Consider the following 16,408-nt stretch of genomic DNA (forward strand, 5'->3'; position numbering starts at 1 on the left):
TGCCGTGACGGAACCGTTCGTCCTCGCTCTCACCGTCCTCGTCTACTGCGCCGTCGCCACGTCCGGCCTGCTGCTGTGGACCACCGTGCGTCAGGCGCACCGCCAGTACGGTTCGGGGTCGCCCGGCGTCCTGGACCTCGTGGAGGCCGCGTTCCTGATCGGCGGGCCCGCCCGCGCCGTGGACACCGCCCTGACCGCCCTCAGCCAGGACGGGCGGATCAGCATCGGCGGGCCCGGCGTCGTCGTGGTGCACCACAGGACGGCCAGGGACGCCGTCGAACGTGCCGTGCTCCACGAGTACGACACGGCTCCCGACGGGTCCCTCGCCGCCCTGCGCCACGCGGCGATCCGCAACCCGGCGGTGCAGGAGATCGGCGACAGCCTGGCCGCCCGCGGACTGCTTCTGCCGCCGGACGTGAGCCGCCGCTGGAGCACCTGGGGCGGCGCCCAGGCGCTCCTGTCCCTGATCTGCCTCCCCTTCGCCCTGCTCGTCACGGCTTTCCAGCTGGGCCGTCCCGACGCGGGGGTGCCGTTCGTCGACGACTTCCCCTTTGTCCTTCTCGTCCTGCCCGCTGTCGCCTTCGGCGTGGTGACCGGCTTCCTGTGGTCCGTGCGCGCCAAGCGCCGGGTCACCGACCCCGGTCAGGCCTCGCTCCGCGCCTACCGCGCCGACCCGGCGAACGCGCTGACGCTCCCCCAGCAGGTCGCCCTCGTCGGCCTCCGTGCCCTCACCGACCCCGTGCTGCGCACCCACTTCGTCACGGCGGCCCGCCACCGCCCCTCCCCCAACCCGACGACCCCGTTCACGCCGGTCCCGGTGATGGTCTGGTGCGCCGCGAACGCGCCGGGCGGCGGCAACCCCGGCGCGGGATGCAGCGGATCCTCCGGCGGAGGCTGCTCGGGCGGTGGTGGCGACGGAGGCGGCGGGGCCTGCTCCGGCGGAGGCGGCTGCAGCGGTGGCGGTGGCTCGTGTTCCGGCGGAGGCGGCGGCGGAAGCTCCTGCTCCAGCGGCTCGGGAGGCGGCAGTTCGTGCTCCAGCAGCTCGGGAGGCGGCAGCAGTTGCGGAGGCGGTGGCGGAGGCAGCAGCTTCTGATCCCCCACGAAAGCCTCTGCCCCCCACGCAGCACGGTTTGCGGCACCGCCACCGGACCGCACCCGCTATCACCTCGCGCCCCTCCCCTGCCACCCCCGACCCAAATGCCCCACCGCACCGCACTTCCCCCACGCTCGGTCACGAATCAACAACAGACCGTCCACATCATGGACACGCCATAGCGACACCCCGTTCTCCTCGCGTAGAACTCCGCCATGTTCTGGCTCCCGCTCCTCGCCCTCGCCTGGGTCGCCGCCGTCGGCTCCTGCGCCCGGCTCGTCCGTGCCGCCACCGCCGTGGCCGCCGTGGACGGCCGCGCGCCCGACGTCCCGCCGTACGACGAGGAGTTGACGCTGCACGAGGCGGCCTTCCTGTGCGGCGGCCCCGACCGGGTGGCCGACCTGACCCTGCTGACCATGCACGCCGACCGCCGCCTGATGCTCGCGCACACCGGCTGGACCACCGTCGTCACCCCGCACGGCCACAACGCCCTGGAGCGCGCCGCGATCGGCGCGGCGGGACCCGAGGGCCAGTCCCGTACGGCGGCCGTACGCGCGGGGGTGGCCGCCACCGACACCGTCCATGCGCTCGCCGACCGGCTGATCGCGTCCGGCCTGGCCGTTCCCGTACCCCTCCAGCACGCCGTACGGCACGGGGTCCGCGCGGTGCGGAACGCGAGCGCGCTGATCCTCGCGCTGGCCGCCGTCGCCGCGCTCGCGCTGCCGCAGGACCCGTCCGACTCCGCCCCGGTCGCCGTGTGGTTCTCGCTGCCGCTGCTCCTGACGCTCGGCTGCCTCGCCGTCGCCCGCATCGAGGTCCACCCGTACACCCAGTGGGCGTCCACGGCGGGCCGCATCCGGCTGCGCGCCCTCGCGGGCGACGCGACCGAGGACGCGCAGCGCGCCCTGCTCACCGCCGTCGCCGTGTCGGGCGCCCGCGCGATACCGGACCCGGAGCTGCGCACCGCGCTGACCGGAGCCCGGTGATCACCGTTAAGCCCCGTTGACGCCCCCGTGGCGCAACGGGGTCAATGAGCCCGACACCGGACACCGGTGCTTTACATCGTCAACTGCCCTGCCAAGTATCCCTTTTGTCCAGTACGACAGCCGCCCGGTTCGCCACGCGGCCGGAACAAGGGATCAGGGATCGCCATGAGAGCACTAGCGCTGTACGGAGCCACCACCCTCGGCTCCCTGGTCCTGACCGCGCTGGCGACGGCCCCCACCGGCGCGGCCGCCTTCCCGCGCCAGTCCCCCGAGGCCCGCGGCGTCGCCCTGGCCGCCGAACGTGCACTGATCTCCGGGATGACGTTCGGCCCGTGCCCGGAGTCGGAGCAGCTGCCCGACACGGTGCGGTGCGCCACCGTCAAGGTCCCCCTCGACTACGCCAGGCCGCGGGGCAAGCAGATCGGACTGACCGTCAGCCGCCTGACGGCGCGGGGCAAGCACCCCAAGACCGGAAAGCCGGTGCCCCGCCAGGGCGCACTGGTCTTCAACCCGGGCGGCCCGGGCGCCTCCTCCATGTACTTCCCGCTGGTCGCCCAGATGCCGGAGTGGAAGAACATCGCCGCCGCCTACGACCTGGTGGGCTACTCCCCGCGCGGCGTCGCCCGCAGCGCCCCGCTGTCCTGCGTCGACCCCAAGGACTTCGCCGAAGCCCCCACCCAGGCGCCGGTGAACCCCTCCGAGTCGTACAAGAAGGAGCGGATCGCCCGGGCGAAGACGTACGCGAAGGGCTGCGCGGCGAAGGCGGGCGACGCCCTGCGCCACTACCACTCGCTCAACAACGTCCGCGACCTGGAGGTCCTGCGCGCCGCCCTCGGCGAGCCGAAGCTCAACTTCATGGGCGCGTCGTACGGCACCTACTTCGGCGCGCTGTACGCGACCCTCCACCCCTCCCACGTGCGCCGCATGGTCTTCGACTCGGCGGTCAACCCCGACCCGTCCCAGATCTGGTACCGCAACAACCTCGACCAGTCGGCCGCCTTCGAGGGCCGCTGGGAGGACTTCCGCACCTGGGTCGCCAAGCACGACAAGACGTACGGGCTGGGCGAGAGCGCCGAGGACGTCCAGCACAGCTACGCCAAGGTCCGTGCCGAGCTGGCCCACAAGCCCGCGGGCGGCACGGTCGGCCCCGGCCAGCTCCAGGCGGCGTTCCTGAAGGCGGGCTATTACGACGACGTGTGGGCGATGCGCGCCACCGCGCTCTCCCAGTACCTCAAGGGCAACCCGAAGCCGCTGATCGCGCAGGCGGCCCCGCGCCCCGAGGCGGCCCGGGACGACGAGAACGGCAACGCCGTCTACACGGCCGTGGAGTGCAACGACGCCCCCTGGCCGACCGACTGGAAGACCTGGGACCGCGACAACACGCGCCTGGCGAAGCGCGCCCCGTTCGAGACCTGGGACAACGCGTGGATGAACCTGCCCTGCGCCTACTGGACCCAGCCCCGGCAGCGGCCGGTGGACGTGCGGGTCGCGAAGGGGGCGCTGCCGCCGACCCTGATCCTGGCCGCCGAGCGTGACGCGGCCACCCCGTACAAGGGCGCCCTGGAGCTCCAGAAGCGGCTGCCCGGGTCGGCGGTGGTGACGGAGAAGGACGCCGGCACGCACGGCATCGGGGGCGGCGCGAACGCCTGCGTCAACAGCCACATGGAGACGTACCTGCTGACCGGAAAGACACCGGTGCGGCGCGCTGCGTGCGCGCCGCACCGGGAGCCGAACCCGGTGTCGCTGGACGAGCGCGCCCTCCCACTGCTGGGGATTCCGGCCGCCGTCTGATCTTCCGGGCTGGGGCGGTCCCCCTGGTGAATACGCACCAGGGGGGCCGCCAAGTCATGTGTTCCGTACGGGAGTCACTCGTACGGAAGGGTTACGCGAGGCCTGCCACGAGGTCCGCGACGCTCTTGCGGCGCCCGGTGTAGAAGGGCACCTCCTCGCGGACGTGCATGCGGGCCTCGGAGGCGCGCAGGTGACGCATCAGGTCGACGATGCGGTACAGCTCGTCGGCCTCGAAGGCCAGCAGCCACTCGTAGTCGCCCAGCGAGAACGAGGCGACGGTGTTGGCGCGCACGTCGGGGTAGCCGCGGGCCATCATGCCGTGGTCCTTGAGCATCCGGCGACGGTCCTCGTCGGGCAGCAGGTACCAGTCGTACGACCGCACGAACGGGTACACCGAGACGTAGTCGCGCGGGTTCTCGTCCGCCAGGAAGGCCGGGATGTGCGACTTGTTGAACTCGGCGGGGCGGTGCAGCGCCATGTTCGACCACACCGGCTCCAGGGCGCGCCCGAGCTTCGTACGACGGAACAGGTTGTACGCGGTCTGGAGCTCGTCCGCGGTCTCGGCGTGCCACCAGATCATGACGTCGGCGTCGGCGCGCAGGCCGGAGACGTCGTAGGTGCCGCGGACGGTGACGTCCTCGGCGGCCAGCTTGTCGAAGAGCGCCTGGACCTCGTCGGCGTAGCCGTCGCGGTCCTCCGGCAGCACGTCGCGCAGCTTGAAGACGGACCACAGGGTGTAGCGGATGACCTCGTTGAGGTCCTTGGCCTTCTTGCCCGCGTTCGGTGCCTTGCCGCCGTTGGCGGGGCCCTCGTTCGCGGCGTTCTCCTGAGCAGTCATGTGGCTATTGTCCCGTGCCGCCTGCCGTGCCCTCCACCAGGGTGGGCATGACCAAGATCTCTTCCGCGAGCGCGTCGGCGGCCCGCTGCCCGCTGCCGACGCAGGCGGGGATGCCGACGCCGTCGTACGCGGCCCCGCAGACCCGCAGTCCGGGCACCCGCGCGACGGCCTCCCGGACGCGGGCGACGCGCGCGAGGTGGCCGACGGGGTACTGCGGCAGCCCGCCGACCCACCGGGTCACCCGTGTCTCGACGGGCCGGGCGGCGAGCCCGGTGGCGGCCCCCAGGTCCTTCAGCGACACGTCCACGAGGTCGGCGTCGTCGCGGTGCAGGTGCTCCTCCTCCCCGTACCGCCCGACCGACGTCCGCAGCACGAACAGATCGGGGGAGCGCTCGCTCACCCACCCCCACTTGCGGGAGGAGAAGGTCGACGCCTTGATGGTGTGCCCGTCCACCGGCGGCACCAGGAACCCGGACCCGTCCGGCAGCACGTCCTCGACGTCCTTGCGGGCGAAGGCCAGGGTGACGAGCGCCATGGACGCGTACTCGACCTGCTGGAGCTCGGCGGCCGCCGCCGGGGAGACGTCGGCCAGCAGCGCGGACGCGGACCAGGCGGGCGCGGCGAGGACGACCCCGTCCGCCTGGATCGAGCCGGTGTCGGTGCGTACGGTCCACTGCCCGTCCGCCCTGGTCAGGGCGAGTACGGGAGTCTCGGTACGGATCTCCCCGCCCCGCGCCCGTACGGCGTCCGCGACGGCCCCCGGGAGGGTGCCGATGCCGCCGTCGATCCCCAGGAACACGGGCCCGGTCTGCTGCTGGGCGGCGGCCCGCGCCTGGATCTCCCGGACCCCCTCCAGCAGCGAGTCGTGCTGCTGCGCCGCCTCGAACAGGGCGGGCACCGCCGCCCGCAGCGACGTCCGGTAGACGTCCCCCGCGTACACCCCGCCGAGCAGCGGCTCGACGAGCCGGTCGACGACCTCGCGCCCGAGCCGGGCGGCGATGTACGCCCCGATGGCGATGTCGTCGCCGACCTCGGTGCGCGGCAGCGACCTGTCCTCCTCGATACGGGCGAGGCCTGCGGCGGAGAGAACGCCGCCGAGCACGGCGGGGTCGCCCGGCACGCCCATCACGTGCCCCTTGGGCAGGGGGGTCAGGGCTCCCCGGTTCCAGAGGGAGGCGGTGGCGGTGGACGGCGGCTGGAGCCGGTCGCCGAGCCCGACCTCGCGGGCCAGGGCGACGGCCTCGGGACGGCGGGCGAGCAGGGACTCGGCCCCGAAGTCGACGGGTGCCCCGGCGATCTCCCCGGCCTCCAGCTTGCCGCCGAGCCGGTCGGTGGCCTCCAGGAGGGTCACCCGGACCCCGGTGCCGGTGAGCCGGTGGGCGGCGGCGAGACCGGCGATCCCGCCTCCGACGACGACGACGTGCGGGGAGCGCGTGCTCGTACCGGTGCTGCTGTCCGTACCGTTCATGCGTCCACTGTCTCAAACGCCGCACCGCGTCCCGACCGTGACCTTCGAGTCCCGACCGTGACCGCTTCGGGGCCGCTTCGGGACCGGGAAACCGAAACCCGCGCGCCCACCCCACACGTCGAACCTGCAACATCCTTCACCACTTTTCGGGGGGACCGAGATGCGGGCAGCAACAGTGGGATCAGCAGGCGGCCGGACACGGCGGACGGCGCGGATGTCCATGATCGGGGCGGCGGTGGTCGCCGCGACCCTCGCCGTCGGCGGCTGCGGGGCGGGCGGCGGGGCCACCTCCAGCTCCGACGGCGGCGGCAAGGCGGCGGCCCCGGAGGCGGCGGCGAAGCAGCCGGGGGCCCAGCCGGGCGCGGGGACGGGGTCGGGGTCGGGATCAGGCTCGGGGTCGGGGGCGGGCTCCGGGTCGGGGGCGGACGCGGCGAAGCCGGGAGCCCCCTCCGCCCCCGGGCCGAAGGCCCCGGCGGCGCAGGTCCACGTGATCCGCACCGCGGAACTCCACATGGAGGTGAAGAGCACGGTCCAGACGCTGACCGAGGCGCGGGCCATGGCCGAGACGGCGGGCGGCTACGTCGGCAACGAGTCGACGGAACGCGACAACGGCGACCACATCTACTCCCGGATCGCCCTGCGCGTCCCGCAGGACAAGTTCTCGCAGACACTGGCCGAACTGGAGCGGAAACCGGGCAAGATCCTCTCCCGCAAGGCGGACGCGAAGGATGTCACGGGCCAGGTGGTGGACCTGACGAGCCGGATCAAGTCGCAGCGGGTGAGCGTGGCCAGGGTCCAGGAATTCATGGACCGGGCGACGAAGCTGAGCGACGTGGTCACGCTGGAGGCCGAACTCTCCAACCGTCAGGCCGAGTTGGAGTCCCTGCTCGCCCAGCAGAACACGCTGGCCGACCAGACGGGCATGAGCACGATCACGCTGGTCCTGACGGAGACCCCGCCGAAGAAGAAGGCGGGGGCGCCGCCGAAGGACGACGAGCCGGGCTTCGTGGACGCGCTGGGCGGCGGCTGGGACGCGTTCCTGACGACGGTGCGGTGGATCGCGGTGGTGGTGGGCGCGGTGGCCCCGTTCGCGGCGGCCCTGGCCCTCCTCTGGCTCCTCTGGCGCAAGGCGGTGTCCCCGCGCCTGCCGCGCAGGGCTCCGCGGGGGCAGACCCCGGCATTCCCGTCGTACCCGGCGGCTCCGGCCCCGCCGGAGGGCGAGGAGCGGGAGGCCAAGTGACCCGGTGCCGGACGCCTCAGCCCGTCGAGGGGGTACCCCCTGTTCGAGCGAAGCCGAGAACTTGGGGGAGTTTGAGGACGCGCGGCGAAGCCGTGCAGGGGGCGAGGGGCGTAGCCCCATCAGGAACAGCAGCCCACCACCCAGCCCCGCGGGTTTAGGTGAAGGGGCGGGGCCGGGGCGAAAACACCCCGGTGCCGGGTGCGGCACGGACAAGGCCCCGCCCCCGGCGGCCCCGCCCCCGGCGGCCCCGCCCCCACCCGGCCCACCCCACCTCGCCCCCTCCCTCCCCACCCCCGATGGTGGAAGCCCGACCCGCCCGAGGGAGCCCGCCGCATGCGCCTCACCCCCGCCCTGGCCGCCACCACCCTCCTCCTGACCGCCTGCGGCACCAGCACCAGCACCCCCACCGGCGACCCCATGACCCCCTTCCACGCCCAAACCCCCGACTGGACCCCCTGCCCCTCCCCCTCCGCCCCACCCGGCTTCCTCTGCACCACCATCAAGGTCCCCCTCGACCACTCCGCCCCGGACGGCGACTCCCTCGGCCTCTTCGTCACCCGCCGCCCCGCCACCGACCCCGCCTCCCGCATCGGCGCCCTCTTCGTCAACCCGGGCGGCCCGGGCAGCCCCGCCGCCCCGTACGCCTACGGGGCACCGGAGACCTTCTCCCCCGAGGTCGCCGCCCGCTACGACCTCGTCGCGGTCGACCCGCGCGGCGTCGGCGGCAGCAACCCGCTCCCCCCGTGCCTCGACCAGAAGGCGATGGACGCGTACACGGCGATCGACACCACCCCCGACGACGCCGTCGAGGCGGACCGCCTGCGCGCCTCCGCCCGCGCCTTCGCCGAGGCCTGCGGCAGGAACAAGAAGGCGGGCAGGCTCCTCCCGCACACCGGAACCCTGGACGTCGCCCGCGACATGGACATCGTGCGCCGCGTCCTCGGCGAGGAGAAGCTGCACTACTTCGGCCTCTCGTACGGCACCCTCATCGGCCAGGTGTACGCCGAGCAGTTCCCGGCCGCCGTCGGCCGCATGGTCCTGGACTCCAACGTCGACCCCGCCCTCCCCCTGGGCTCCCTGCTCGCCCAGCAGTCGGCCAGTATCGAGAGCGCCTTCACCCGCTACCTCACCTCCTGCTCCTCCCGGCCCACGTGCACGCTCCCCAGGAAGCCCGCCGACGCCTGGAAGAAGATCGACCGCCTCCTCTCGGACCTGGACGCACAGCCCGTCCCCGCCCTCCCCGGCCGCACCCTCACCGAGTCCGACGCCCGCCTGGCCGCCATGGCGGTGACCTACGCGCCCTCCGTCTGGCCGATGTTCGACGGCGCGCTCGCCCAAGCCCTCCGGGGCGACGGCGCACAGCTCCAGATGCTCGCCGACGCCACCAACGGACGCCGCCCGGACGGGAGTTACTCCGCCGACGCCAGTCCCGCGCACCTCGCGATCAACTGCGCCGACCACACCGAGTTCCGCACCCCCGAGCAGTTCGCCGCCGCCGCACAGGAGGCCCGCAAAGAAGCCCCCCACTTCGGACCGGCGAACGTCAACTCCTCGCTCCCCTGCGCCTTTTGGCCCGCACCCGCCTCGGCCAAGGCCCACTCGATCACCGCACCGGACACCCCCACCCTGCTCGTGATCGGCAACACGGACGACCAGGCGACTCCCGTCCAGTGGTCCCGCGCCGTCGCCGCCCGCCTCGCCGACGCCCGCCTGGTCACCAACGACGCCTCCGGCCACGGCGCGTACCACCGGAAGGCAGGCCCCTGCCTGATCCGGGCCGTCGACGCCCACCTCCTGTCCGGCACCGCCCCGAAGTCCCCCACCACCACCTGCCCCGCACCCTCCGTCAAGGCAAGGCCATAGCGTGTGCCCATGACCTCCACCCCACCCGAGACCCTGATCATCATCGGCGGCGACGCGGCCGGCATGTCCGCCGCCTCGCAGGCGCGCAGGCTCAAGGGCCCCGCCGAGCTCAAGATCATCGCGTTCGAGCGCGGCCACTTCACCTCGTACTCCGCCTGCGGCATCCCGTACTGGGTCGGCGGCGACGTGGCCTCCCGCGACGAACTCATCGCCCGCACCCCCGACGAGCACCGGGCCCGCGAGATCGACCTGCGCATGCAGACGGAGGCAGTGGAGATCGACGTCGAGAACCACCGCGTCAAGTCCCGCAACCTCAAGACCGGCAACGACGTCTGGACCTCGTACGACAAGCTCGTCATCGCGACCGGCGCCCGCCCGGTCCGCCCGCCGATCCCCGGCATCGACGCACCGGGCGTGCACGGCGTGCAGAACCTGGAGGACGGCCAGGCCCTCATCGACACCCTCGCCCGGACCGAGGGCCGCCGCGCGGTCGTCGTGGGCGCGGGCTACATCGGCGTGGAGATGGCCGAGGCCCTGATCAACCGAGGTTACGAGGTCACCCTCATCAACCGGGGCAAGCAGCCGATGTCCACCCTCGACCCCGACATGGGCGCCCTGGTCCACGAGGCGATGACCGGCATGGGCATCACGGTGGTCTCCGACGCCGAGGTCACCAAGATCCTCACCGGCACCGACGGCCGGGCCAACGGCGTGGCCACCGACGACGCCACCTACCCCGCCGACGTCGTCGTCCTGGGCATCGGCGTCACCCCGGAGACCACCCTCGCCGAGGCGGCGGGCCTCCCCCTCGGCCCGTCCGGCGGCCTGGTCACCGACCTGTCGATGCGCGTGCGCGGCCACGAGAACATCTGGGCGGGCGGCGACTGCGTGGAGGTCCTGGACCTGGTCTCGGGCCGTCTGCGCCACATCCCGCTCGGTACGCACGCCAACAAGCACGGCCAGGTCATCGGCTCCAACGTGGGCGGCGACTACGCCACCTTCCCGGGCGTCGTCGGGACCGCCGTCAGCAAGGTCTGCGACCTCGAAATCGCCCGCACGGGCCTGCGCGAGCGGGACGCGCAGGCCGAGGGCCTCCAGTTCGTAACGGTACGGATCGAGTCGACGAGCCGCGCGGGCTACTACCCGGGGGCATCCCTGATGACGGTGAAAATGACCGCCGAACGCCGCACCGGCCGCCTCCTGGGCGTGCAGATCGTCGGCCGCGAGGGCGCGGGCAAGCGCGTGGACATCGCGGCGGTGGCGCTCACCGCCCGGATGACCGTCGACCAGATGACCGCCCTGGACCTCGGCTACGCCCCGCCCTTCTCGCCGGTCTGGGACCCGGTCCTGGTCGCGGCCCGCAAGGCGGTGGCGGCGGTGCGCAAGGCGGGGGCGTAGCGCGGGGTGCGTAAACGCGGAGTGCGGGGCCGGGAGACGTCCGGCCCCGCACCGCCGACCAAGGTCGCAGCCCCGTAGACCTTCGGCCGATCCCGCCGACCGCCCGCCCCGGGCCACAGTGCGACGTACACGCACCTGACGTACACGCACGGAGCGTGCACGCACAGGACGCACACACGGACGCACACGCACAGGACCACGGGGAGACTCCATGCGCACCCACGGCATCAGCCGGGCGGCATTCCTGACCGGCACGGCAGCCACCGCCCTCGTGGCGGCGACCGGCCCGGCCGCCACGGCCGCCCGGGCCACCCCCGCACGGCCACCGGCGCGACACCGAGGCCTGACCCATCACGGGGTCGGTTACGAGATCGAGGACGGCGAGCACCCGGAGACCGGCTGGCACGCCGACCGGATGCGCCGCGACCTGCGTGTCATCGCCGACGAGCTGCACGCGAGCTCCGTCTCCCTGTTCGGCACGGGCGTCGACCGCTTCGCCGCCACCGCGTCCGAGGCCGCCGAGCGCGGTCTGCACCTGTGGCTCCAGCCCCGCCTCGCCGACGCCCCGCACGCCGACATCCTCGACCACCTCGCCGAGACCGGCCGGATCGCGGAACGCCTCCGCCGCCAGGGCGCACGCGTCGAACTCAGCGTGGGCTGCGAGTTCGTCCTCTTCGTCCCCGGCATCGTGCCGGGCGCGAACGCCGTCGAGCGGATCAAGAACCTCACCGAGGGAAACTACGACCCGCAGCAACTAGCGCGCAGGCTCCGGGAGTTCATCGCCCGCGCGGCCAGGACCGGCCGGTCCGTCTTCCACGGCCCGCTGACCTACGGGGCCGCGCACGAGGACGACGTCGACTGGCGCCTGTTCGACGTGGTCAGCATGAACTACTACGGCTACCACCCCCAACGCTCCGGATACCTCGCGGACTTGACGCCGTATCAGAAGTGGGGCAAGCCGGTGGCCGTGACGGAGTTCGGCTCCTGCACCTTCACGGGGGCGCCGGAGAAGGGCGGCATGGGCTGGGACTCGGTGGACTACACCAAGGACCCGCCGGAGATCGTCGGCGGCCTGGTCCGCAGCGAGCGCACCCAGGCCGCGTACCTCTCGGACCTGCTCGACGTCTTCGAGTCGCTGGACCTGTACGCCGCCCAGGCCTACCAGTTCGTGTCGCCGGACGCCCCGCACCGCCCGCACGACCCGCAGCACGACCTGGACATGGCGTCGTACGGACTCGTGAAACCGCTCTGGAAGAAGCGGGACCGGCCGACGGCGGCCTGGCACTGGGAGCGGAAGGAGTCCTTCCACGCCTTGGCCCGGCACTACGGCCGGGCCAAGGGGCGCAGGAGTTAGCGCGCGGTCCGCGTGTGGACGTACTCGACGAGCCGGGACAGCGCGTCCGGGTCCATCGACGGCAGTACCCCGTGCCCGAGGTTGAAGACGTGCCCCTCCAGGTCCTTCGCGGCGGCCAGCACCTCGTCCGTCTTGGCCATCACGGCCTCCGGACCGGCGAAGAGGACGGCCGGGTCCAGGTTGCCCTGGAGCGCCTTGCCGGGGCCGACCCGGCGGGCGGCCTCGTCCAGCGGGACCCGCCAGTCGACGCCGACGACGTCCGCACCGGCCTGGCCCATGAGGCCGAGCAGCTCGCCGGTGCCGACACCGAAGTGGATGCGCGGTACGTCGTAGGAGGCGACCGCGTCGAAGACCTTCGCCGACGCGGGCATCACGGACTTCACGTAGTCGGCCGGGGAGAGCGCGCCCACCCAGGAGTCGAAGAGCTGGACCGCCGAGGCGCCCGCCTCGATCTGGACCTTCAGGAAGTCGCCGGTGATGTGCGCGAGGCGGTCCACGAGGTCGGCCCACAGCTGCGGGTCGCCGTACATCATGGCCTTGGTGTTCTCGTGGTTGCGGGACGGGCCGCCCTCCACGAGGTAGCTGGCGAGCGTGAAGGGAGCGCCCGCGAAGCCGATCAGCGGGGTCTCGCCCAGCTCCTCCACCAGCATGCCGACCGCCTCGGTGACGTACCAGATGTCCTCGGGGGTCAGGTCGCGCAGCCGGTCCAGGTCGGCGCGGGTGCGGATCGGGTCGGCGACGACCGGGCCGACGCCCGGCTTGATGTCGAGGTCGATGCCGATGGCCTTGAGCGGGACGACGATGTCGCTGAAGTAGATCGCCGCGTCGACCTTGTGACGGCGCACGGGCTGGAGGGTGATCTCCTTGACCAGCTCCGGCATCATGCACGAGTCGAGCATCGGAATGCCCTCGCGCACCTTCAGGTACTCGGGCAGCGAGCGCCCCGCCTGCCGCATGAACCACACCGGGGTGTGCGGCACCTCTTCGCGCCTGCACGCCTTCAGGAAGGCCGAGTCGTACGTCTTGCTCTGCGGGCGGCCCGTGGGGGCTTCGTTGGCACTCACGTACCAAATCTTCGCACGCGCGCGGAAGCACTCGCCCCGGGCCGGGTGTCTCTCCCGCTGTAGAGGCCGCCTTCCGCCTACCCTTCCCCGCATGGCTCCGGCTCAGGGACGATTTTCAGATGACGCGCACGGTCACTCGCATGGCAGCAGCAACAGGGACGGCATGGAGGAGAACGCCGCCCCGCTCCCCTTTCGCCAGGCGGTAGACGCGCTGCGTGCCGCCCGGCTGCGTCCCGAGGTGGAGATCGACCCGACGAAGCCGCCGAAACGGCTCGCGCCCTATGCGTACGCGCTGGAGGCGGCGGCCGTCGACGGTGACGAGGACCTGGCCGACGGCCGCCTCGTCCTGCTCCACGACCCGGCCGGGCACGACGCCTGGCAGGGCACCTTCCGCCTGGTGACGCTGCTGCGGGCCGACCTGGAGCCGGAGATGGCCGCCGATCCGCTGCTCCCCGAGGTCTGCTGGTCCTGGCTGACCGGCGCGATGGACGCACGCGGCCTGTCGTACGGAGAGGCCAGCGGCACGGTCACCCGCGCCGGGTCGCACTACTTCGGGGGCCTCGCGGACCGCAGGCCGGCCACCCAGATCGAGATCCGGGCCTCCTGGACCCCGCGCGAGGGACTCGGCGGCGTACCGGACACGGCGTCCTACCTGGCGGCCTGGTGCGACCTGCTGTGCCAGGTCGCCGGGCTGCCGCCCGCGCCGGTGCACGGACCCGAATCCGGCGTGCAGAGCCTGCCGGGTGTGGTGTCCCTGCCCCAGCGGCGCGGCCCGCAACTGCCCTGACCTGGGGTGATAACCCGTCAGCGAACCACCCGGGGACCCCGCGCGGACCGTCCGCGGGCCCCACGACGGCTTGCTGACGGGGCGTCCGGAGGTCGCTCCCACCGGGGACCTTCTCGATCGCCCATCCGAATTGCCCGAAATGTTACTCATCAATTCGTGATCTTTCTCTAAAGCCGGGCGGGGTTGCTGCCGAAGGAGTCATTGACCCTTCCAGCACGGTTCGCCCCGGCTTGACCCCCATCAGCCGGTGCCTTCCGCCACTCCCCCGGAGGCCTGGTGTCCGTTCTCCTTGAGCAGCCCGCAAGCATTGGCGCCTACCGGCCGAACAAGCCGACCGCCATGGTCGTCGTGGCCGATCCGCGCGTACGCTCCACCGTCACCCGCCACCTGTGGGCCCTCGGAGTACGTGACGTCATCGAGGCGTCCTCCATCGCCGAGGCCCGGCCGCGCGTCGGTCACCCCCGCGACATCTGCGTCGCCGACGTGCACCTGCCCGACGGTTCAGGACTGACCCTCCTGTCCGAGACCCGCGCCGCGGGCTGGCCGAACGGCCTCGCCCTCTCCGCAGCCGACGACATCGGCGCCGTGCGCAACGCCCTCGCGGGCGGTGTGAAGGGCTACGTCGTCACCGGCACCCGCAACAACATCGGCCAGCACCCGGGCCGCCCCGGCGCCGCACCCATCGGTGCCGCCGCCGCCCGCATGCACCGCCGCCCCCCGGGCACCCCGAGCCACCCGGGCGGCTACCGGGAACTCTCCGGCCGTGAGGTCGAAGTTCTGAGACTCGTCGCGGAGGGCCAGTCCAACAAGGCCATCGGCGTCTCGATGGGCCTGTCCGCCCTCACCGTCAAGAGCCACCTGGCGCGCATCGCCCGCAAGCTGGGCACGGGCGACCGGGCGGGCATGGTGGCGGTGGCTCTCCGCACCGGAATCATCCACTAACCCCTCACCCTGCGGCACGGCTCCCTCGCCGGGTGAACCTCCAGGCACCCGGCGGGCCCGGGCCCGCGTCCTCCAGGCACCGGAGCCCGGCGGCGGAACGTTCCGCCGCCGGGCTCCGCCGCTTGTCTGCCGGGTTTTTCCGTTTGTCACGCGCCACGACGTTTGTCACGCACCACGACGGGCCCCTTCCGTACGCTCCCGTACGCTCCGTCGTCGTGCCGCTGTCATACCCCTATACCCTTGACAGGTGACCGACGCCCAAGAGACCGCAGCAGAAGCAGACCTGCGAACCACCGGGGGCGGCCCCCCGGACGACGTCGAACCGGCGCCGATCCCGCTGTTGGAGCCACGCGAGGGCATTCCGCCCGTCGTGGCGACGCAGGAGGCCCTCGACGAAGTGATCGCGGCATTCGCCGCCGGAACCGGCCCCGTGGCCGTCGACGCCGAGCGCGCGTCCGGCTACCGGTACGGGCAGAAGGCCTACCTCGTGCAGTTGCGCCGCGAGGGCGCGGGCAGTGCGCTGATCGACCCGGTGGGCTGCCCCGACCTCTCCGGCCTCGGCGAGGTGATCGCCGACGCGGAGTGGGTGCTGCACGCGGCGACCCAGGACCTCCCCTGCCTGCGCGAAATAGGCATGATCCCCACCAAGATCTTCGACACGGAGCTGGCGGGCCGCCTCGCGGGCATCCCGCGCGTGGGCCTCGGCGCGATCGTCGAGAACCTCCTCGGGTACGCCTTGGAGAAGGGCCACTCCGCCGTCGACTGGTCGACCCGCCCCCTCCCCGAGCCGTGGCTGCGCTACGCCGCGCTCGACGTCGAGCTTCTGGTGGACCTGCGGGACGCCCTGGAAAAGGAGCTGGACCGGCAGGGCAAGCTGGACTGGGCGCTCCAGGAGTTCCGCGCCATCGCCGAGGCCCCGCCCGCGCCGCCGCGCAAGGACCCGTGGCGGCGTACGTCCGGGATGCACAAGGTGCGCGGTCGTCGCCGTCTCGCGGTCGTACGGGAACTCTGGAACACCCGGGACGCGATCGCGCAGCGCCGTGACGTCTCCCCCGGCAAGGTGCTGAGCGACGCCGCGATCGTGGAGGCCTCCCTCGCGGTGCCCCTGAACGCGAACGCGCTCGCCGCGCTCCCCGGCTTCGGCCACCGGATGGGCCGCCGCCAGCTCGAACAGTGGCAGGCGGCGATCGACCGGGCCAAGGCGCTCCCCGACATCGAGCTCCCGCAGCCGGGCCAGGCGGTGGCGGGCCCTCCTCCGCCGCGCTCCTGGGCCGACAAGGACCCGGTCGCGGCGGCCCGCCTGTCCGCGGCGCGGGCGGCGGTCTCGGCGAAGGCCGAGGAGATCACCATGCCGCAGGAGAACCTGATCACGCCGGACACGGTGCGCCGGGTGTGCTGGGAGCCGCCGAAGCCCGCGACGCCGGAGAAGGTCGCGGAGGCGCTGGCGTCGTACGGGGCACGCCCGTGGCAGATCGAGCTGGTCACCCCGCTCCTGGTGGAGGCTCTGGCGGCCAGGCCCGCCCCGGCCGCGGAGTGAGCCGACGCCGCTCGCGGCGGCGCTCTGTGTGAAGCGCTCTGCGTGCA

General features: G+C 72.9%; 13 protein-coding genes. 10 read left to right on the forward strand and 3 right to left on the reverse strand.

Annotated features, from left to right (window positions below):
- Positions 1-4: 4 nt before the first annotated feature.
- From ACIO3O_RS09845 to ACIO3O_RS09855, 3 genes are all read left to right on the forward strand, one after another.
- The gene (locus ACIO3O_RS09845) at positions 5-1,093 is read left to right on the forward strand and encodes a TIGR04222 domain-containing membrane protein (protein WP_401744110.1); all 1,089 of its coding nucleotides are present in this window, start codon (positions 5-7) and stop codon (positions 1,091-1,093) included.
- A gap of 215 nt (positions 1,094-1,308) precedes the next feature.
- Complete coding sequence (locus ACIO3O_RS09850) at positions 1,309-2,079, forward strand: TIGR04222 domain-containing membrane protein (RefSeq protein ID WP_401744112.1); 771 nt, start codon at positions 1,309-1,311, stop codon at positions 2,077-2,079.
- Between the two features lie 165 nt (positions 2,080-2,244).
- Positions 2,245-3,870 carry an alpha/beta hydrolase gene (locus tag ACIO3O_RS09855; RefSeq protein ID WP_401744113.1) on the forward strand — a complete coding sequence of 542 codons (1,626 nt, stop codon included), beginning with the start codon at positions 2,245-2,247 and terminating at the stop codon, positions 3,868-3,870.
- Positions 3,871-3,961: 91 nt separating this feature from the next.
- Here the strand turns inward: ACIO3O_RS09855 and hemQ are convergent, their stop codons facing one another.
- Positions 3,962-4,708 (reverse strand): hydrogen peroxide-dependent heme synthase, encoded by a 747-nt coding sequence (gene hemQ / locus ACIO3O_RS09860; protein WP_401744115.1) that lies wholly within the window; start codon positions 4,706-4,708, stop codon positions 3,962-3,964.
- Positions 4,709-4,712: 4 nt separating this feature from the next.
- Positions 4,713-6,176 carry a protoporphyrinogen oxidase gene (hemG, locus tag ACIO3O_RS09865; protein WP_401744116.1) on the reverse strand — a complete coding sequence of 488 codons (1,464 nt, stop codon included), beginning with the start codon at positions 6,174-6,176 and terminating at the stop codon, positions 4,713-4,715.
- Positions 6,177-6,390: 214 nt separating this feature from the next.
- On the opposite strand from hemG, the gene ACIO3O_RS09870 reads away from it, so the two are divergent.
- The 4 genes from ACIO3O_RS09870 to ACIO3O_RS09885 all read left to right on the forward strand — a co-directional run bounded on the left by ACIO3O_RS09870 (position 6,391) and on the right by ACIO3O_RS09885 (position 12,031).
- A complete protein-coding gene (locus tag ACIO3O_RS09870; RefSeq protein WP_401744118.1) occupies positions 6,391-7,416 on the forward strand; it encodes a DUF4349 domain-containing protein in 1,026 nt (341 codons plus the stop codon).
- Positions 7,417-7,749: 333 nt separating this feature from the next.
- Positions 7,750-9,279, forward strand: coding sequence for an alpha/beta hydrolase (locus tag ACIO3O_RS09875; RefSeq protein WP_401744119.1), 1,530 nt, complete (start codon positions 7,750-7,752; stop codon positions 9,277-9,279).
- A 9-nt stretch (positions 9,280-9,288) separates the two neighbouring features.
- Entirely contained in the window at positions 9,289-10,677 is a 1,389-nt protein-coding gene (locus ACIO3O_RS09880; RefSeq protein ID WP_401744120.1) for an FAD-dependent oxidoreductase, read from the forward strand.
- A gap of 211 nt (positions 10,678-10,888) precedes the next feature.
- A complete protein-coding gene (locus tag ACIO3O_RS09885) occupies positions 10,889-12,031 on the forward strand; it encodes an abortive phage infection protein (RefSeq protein ID WP_401744121.1) in 1,143 nt (380 codons plus the stop codon).
- On the opposite strand, the gene hemE is transcribed toward ACIO3O_RS09885, so the two are convergent.
- Positions 12,028-13,095: a uroporphyrinogen decarboxylase gene (hemE, locus tag ACIO3O_RS09890; RefSeq protein ID WP_401744123.1), complete on the reverse strand. Its 1,068-nt coding sequence runs from the start codon at positions 13,093-13,095 to the stop codon at positions 12,028-12,030. The two genes, ACIO3O_RS09885 and hemE, sit on opposite strands and share 4 nt — an antisense overlap.
- Before the next feature lie 91 nt (positions 13,096-13,186).
- Here hemE and ACIO3O_RS09895 point away from each other — a divergent pair, with 91 nt between their 5' ends.
- From ACIO3O_RS09895 to ACIO3O_RS09905, 3 genes are all read left to right on the forward strand, one after another.
- A complete protein-coding gene (locus ACIO3O_RS09895; RefSeq protein ID WP_401744124.1) occupies positions 13,187-13,882 on the forward strand; it encodes a DUF3000 domain-containing protein in 696 nt (231 codons plus the stop codon).
- Between the two features lie 276 nt (positions 13,883-14,158).
- Positions 14,159-14,824, forward strand: coding sequence for a response regulator transcription factor (locus ACIO3O_RS09900; protein WP_189823049.1), 666 nt, complete (start codon positions 14,159-14,161; stop codon positions 14,822-14,824).
- A gap of 247 nt (positions 14,825-15,071) precedes the next feature.
- A complete protein-coding gene (locus ACIO3O_RS09905; protein ID WP_401744126.1) occupies positions 15,072-16,361 on the forward strand; it encodes an HRDC domain-containing protein in 1,290 nt (429 codons plus the stop codon).
- Positions 16,362-16,408: the final 47 nt, after the last annotated feature.

It is taken from the genome of Streptomyces sp. NPDC087440, from assembly GCF_044744005.1.
GTDB lineage: Bacteria > Actinomycetota > Actinomycetes > Streptomycetales > Streptomycetaceae > Streptomyces.

Excerpts from the sequence above, each read along its gene's own strand:
- ACIO3O_RS09850 (WP_401744112.1), top strand. The coding sequence starts at position 1,309 with ATGTTCTGGCTCCCGCTCCTCGCCCTCGCCTGGGTCGCCGCCGTCGGC.
- ACIO3O_RS09855 (WP_401744113.1), top strand. The coding sequence starts at position 2,245 with ATGAGAGCACTAGCGCTGTACGGAGCCACCACCCTCGGCTCCCTGGTC.
- hemQ (WP_401744115.1), bottom strand. The coding sequence starts at position 4,708 with ATGACTGCTCAGGAGAACGCCGCGAACGAGGGCCCCGCCAACGGCGGC.
- hemG (WP_401744116.1), bottom strand. The coding sequence starts at position 6,176 with ATGAACGGTACGGACAGCAGCACCGGTACGAGCACGCGCTCCCCGCAC.
- ACIO3O_RS09870 (WP_401744118.1), top strand. The coding sequence starts at position 6,391 with ATGTCCATGATCGGGGCGGCGGTGGTCGCCGCGACCCTCGCCGTCGGC.
- ACIO3O_RS09875 (WP_401744119.1), top strand. The coding sequence starts at position 7,750 with ATGCGCCTCACCCCCGCCCTGGCCGCCACCACCCTCCTCCTGACCGCC.
- ACIO3O_RS09880 (WP_401744120.1), top strand. The coding sequence starts at position 9,289 with ATGACCTCCACCCCACCCGAGACCCTGATCATCATCGGCGGCGACGCG.
- ACIO3O_RS09885 (WP_401744121.1), top strand. The coding sequence starts at position 10,889 with ATGCGCACCCACGGCATCAGCCGGGCGGCATTCCTGACCGGCACGGCA.
- ACIO3O_RS09895 (WP_401744124.1), top strand. The coding sequence starts at position 13,187 with ATGGCTCCGGCTCAGGGACGATTTTCAGATGACGCGCACGGTCACTCG.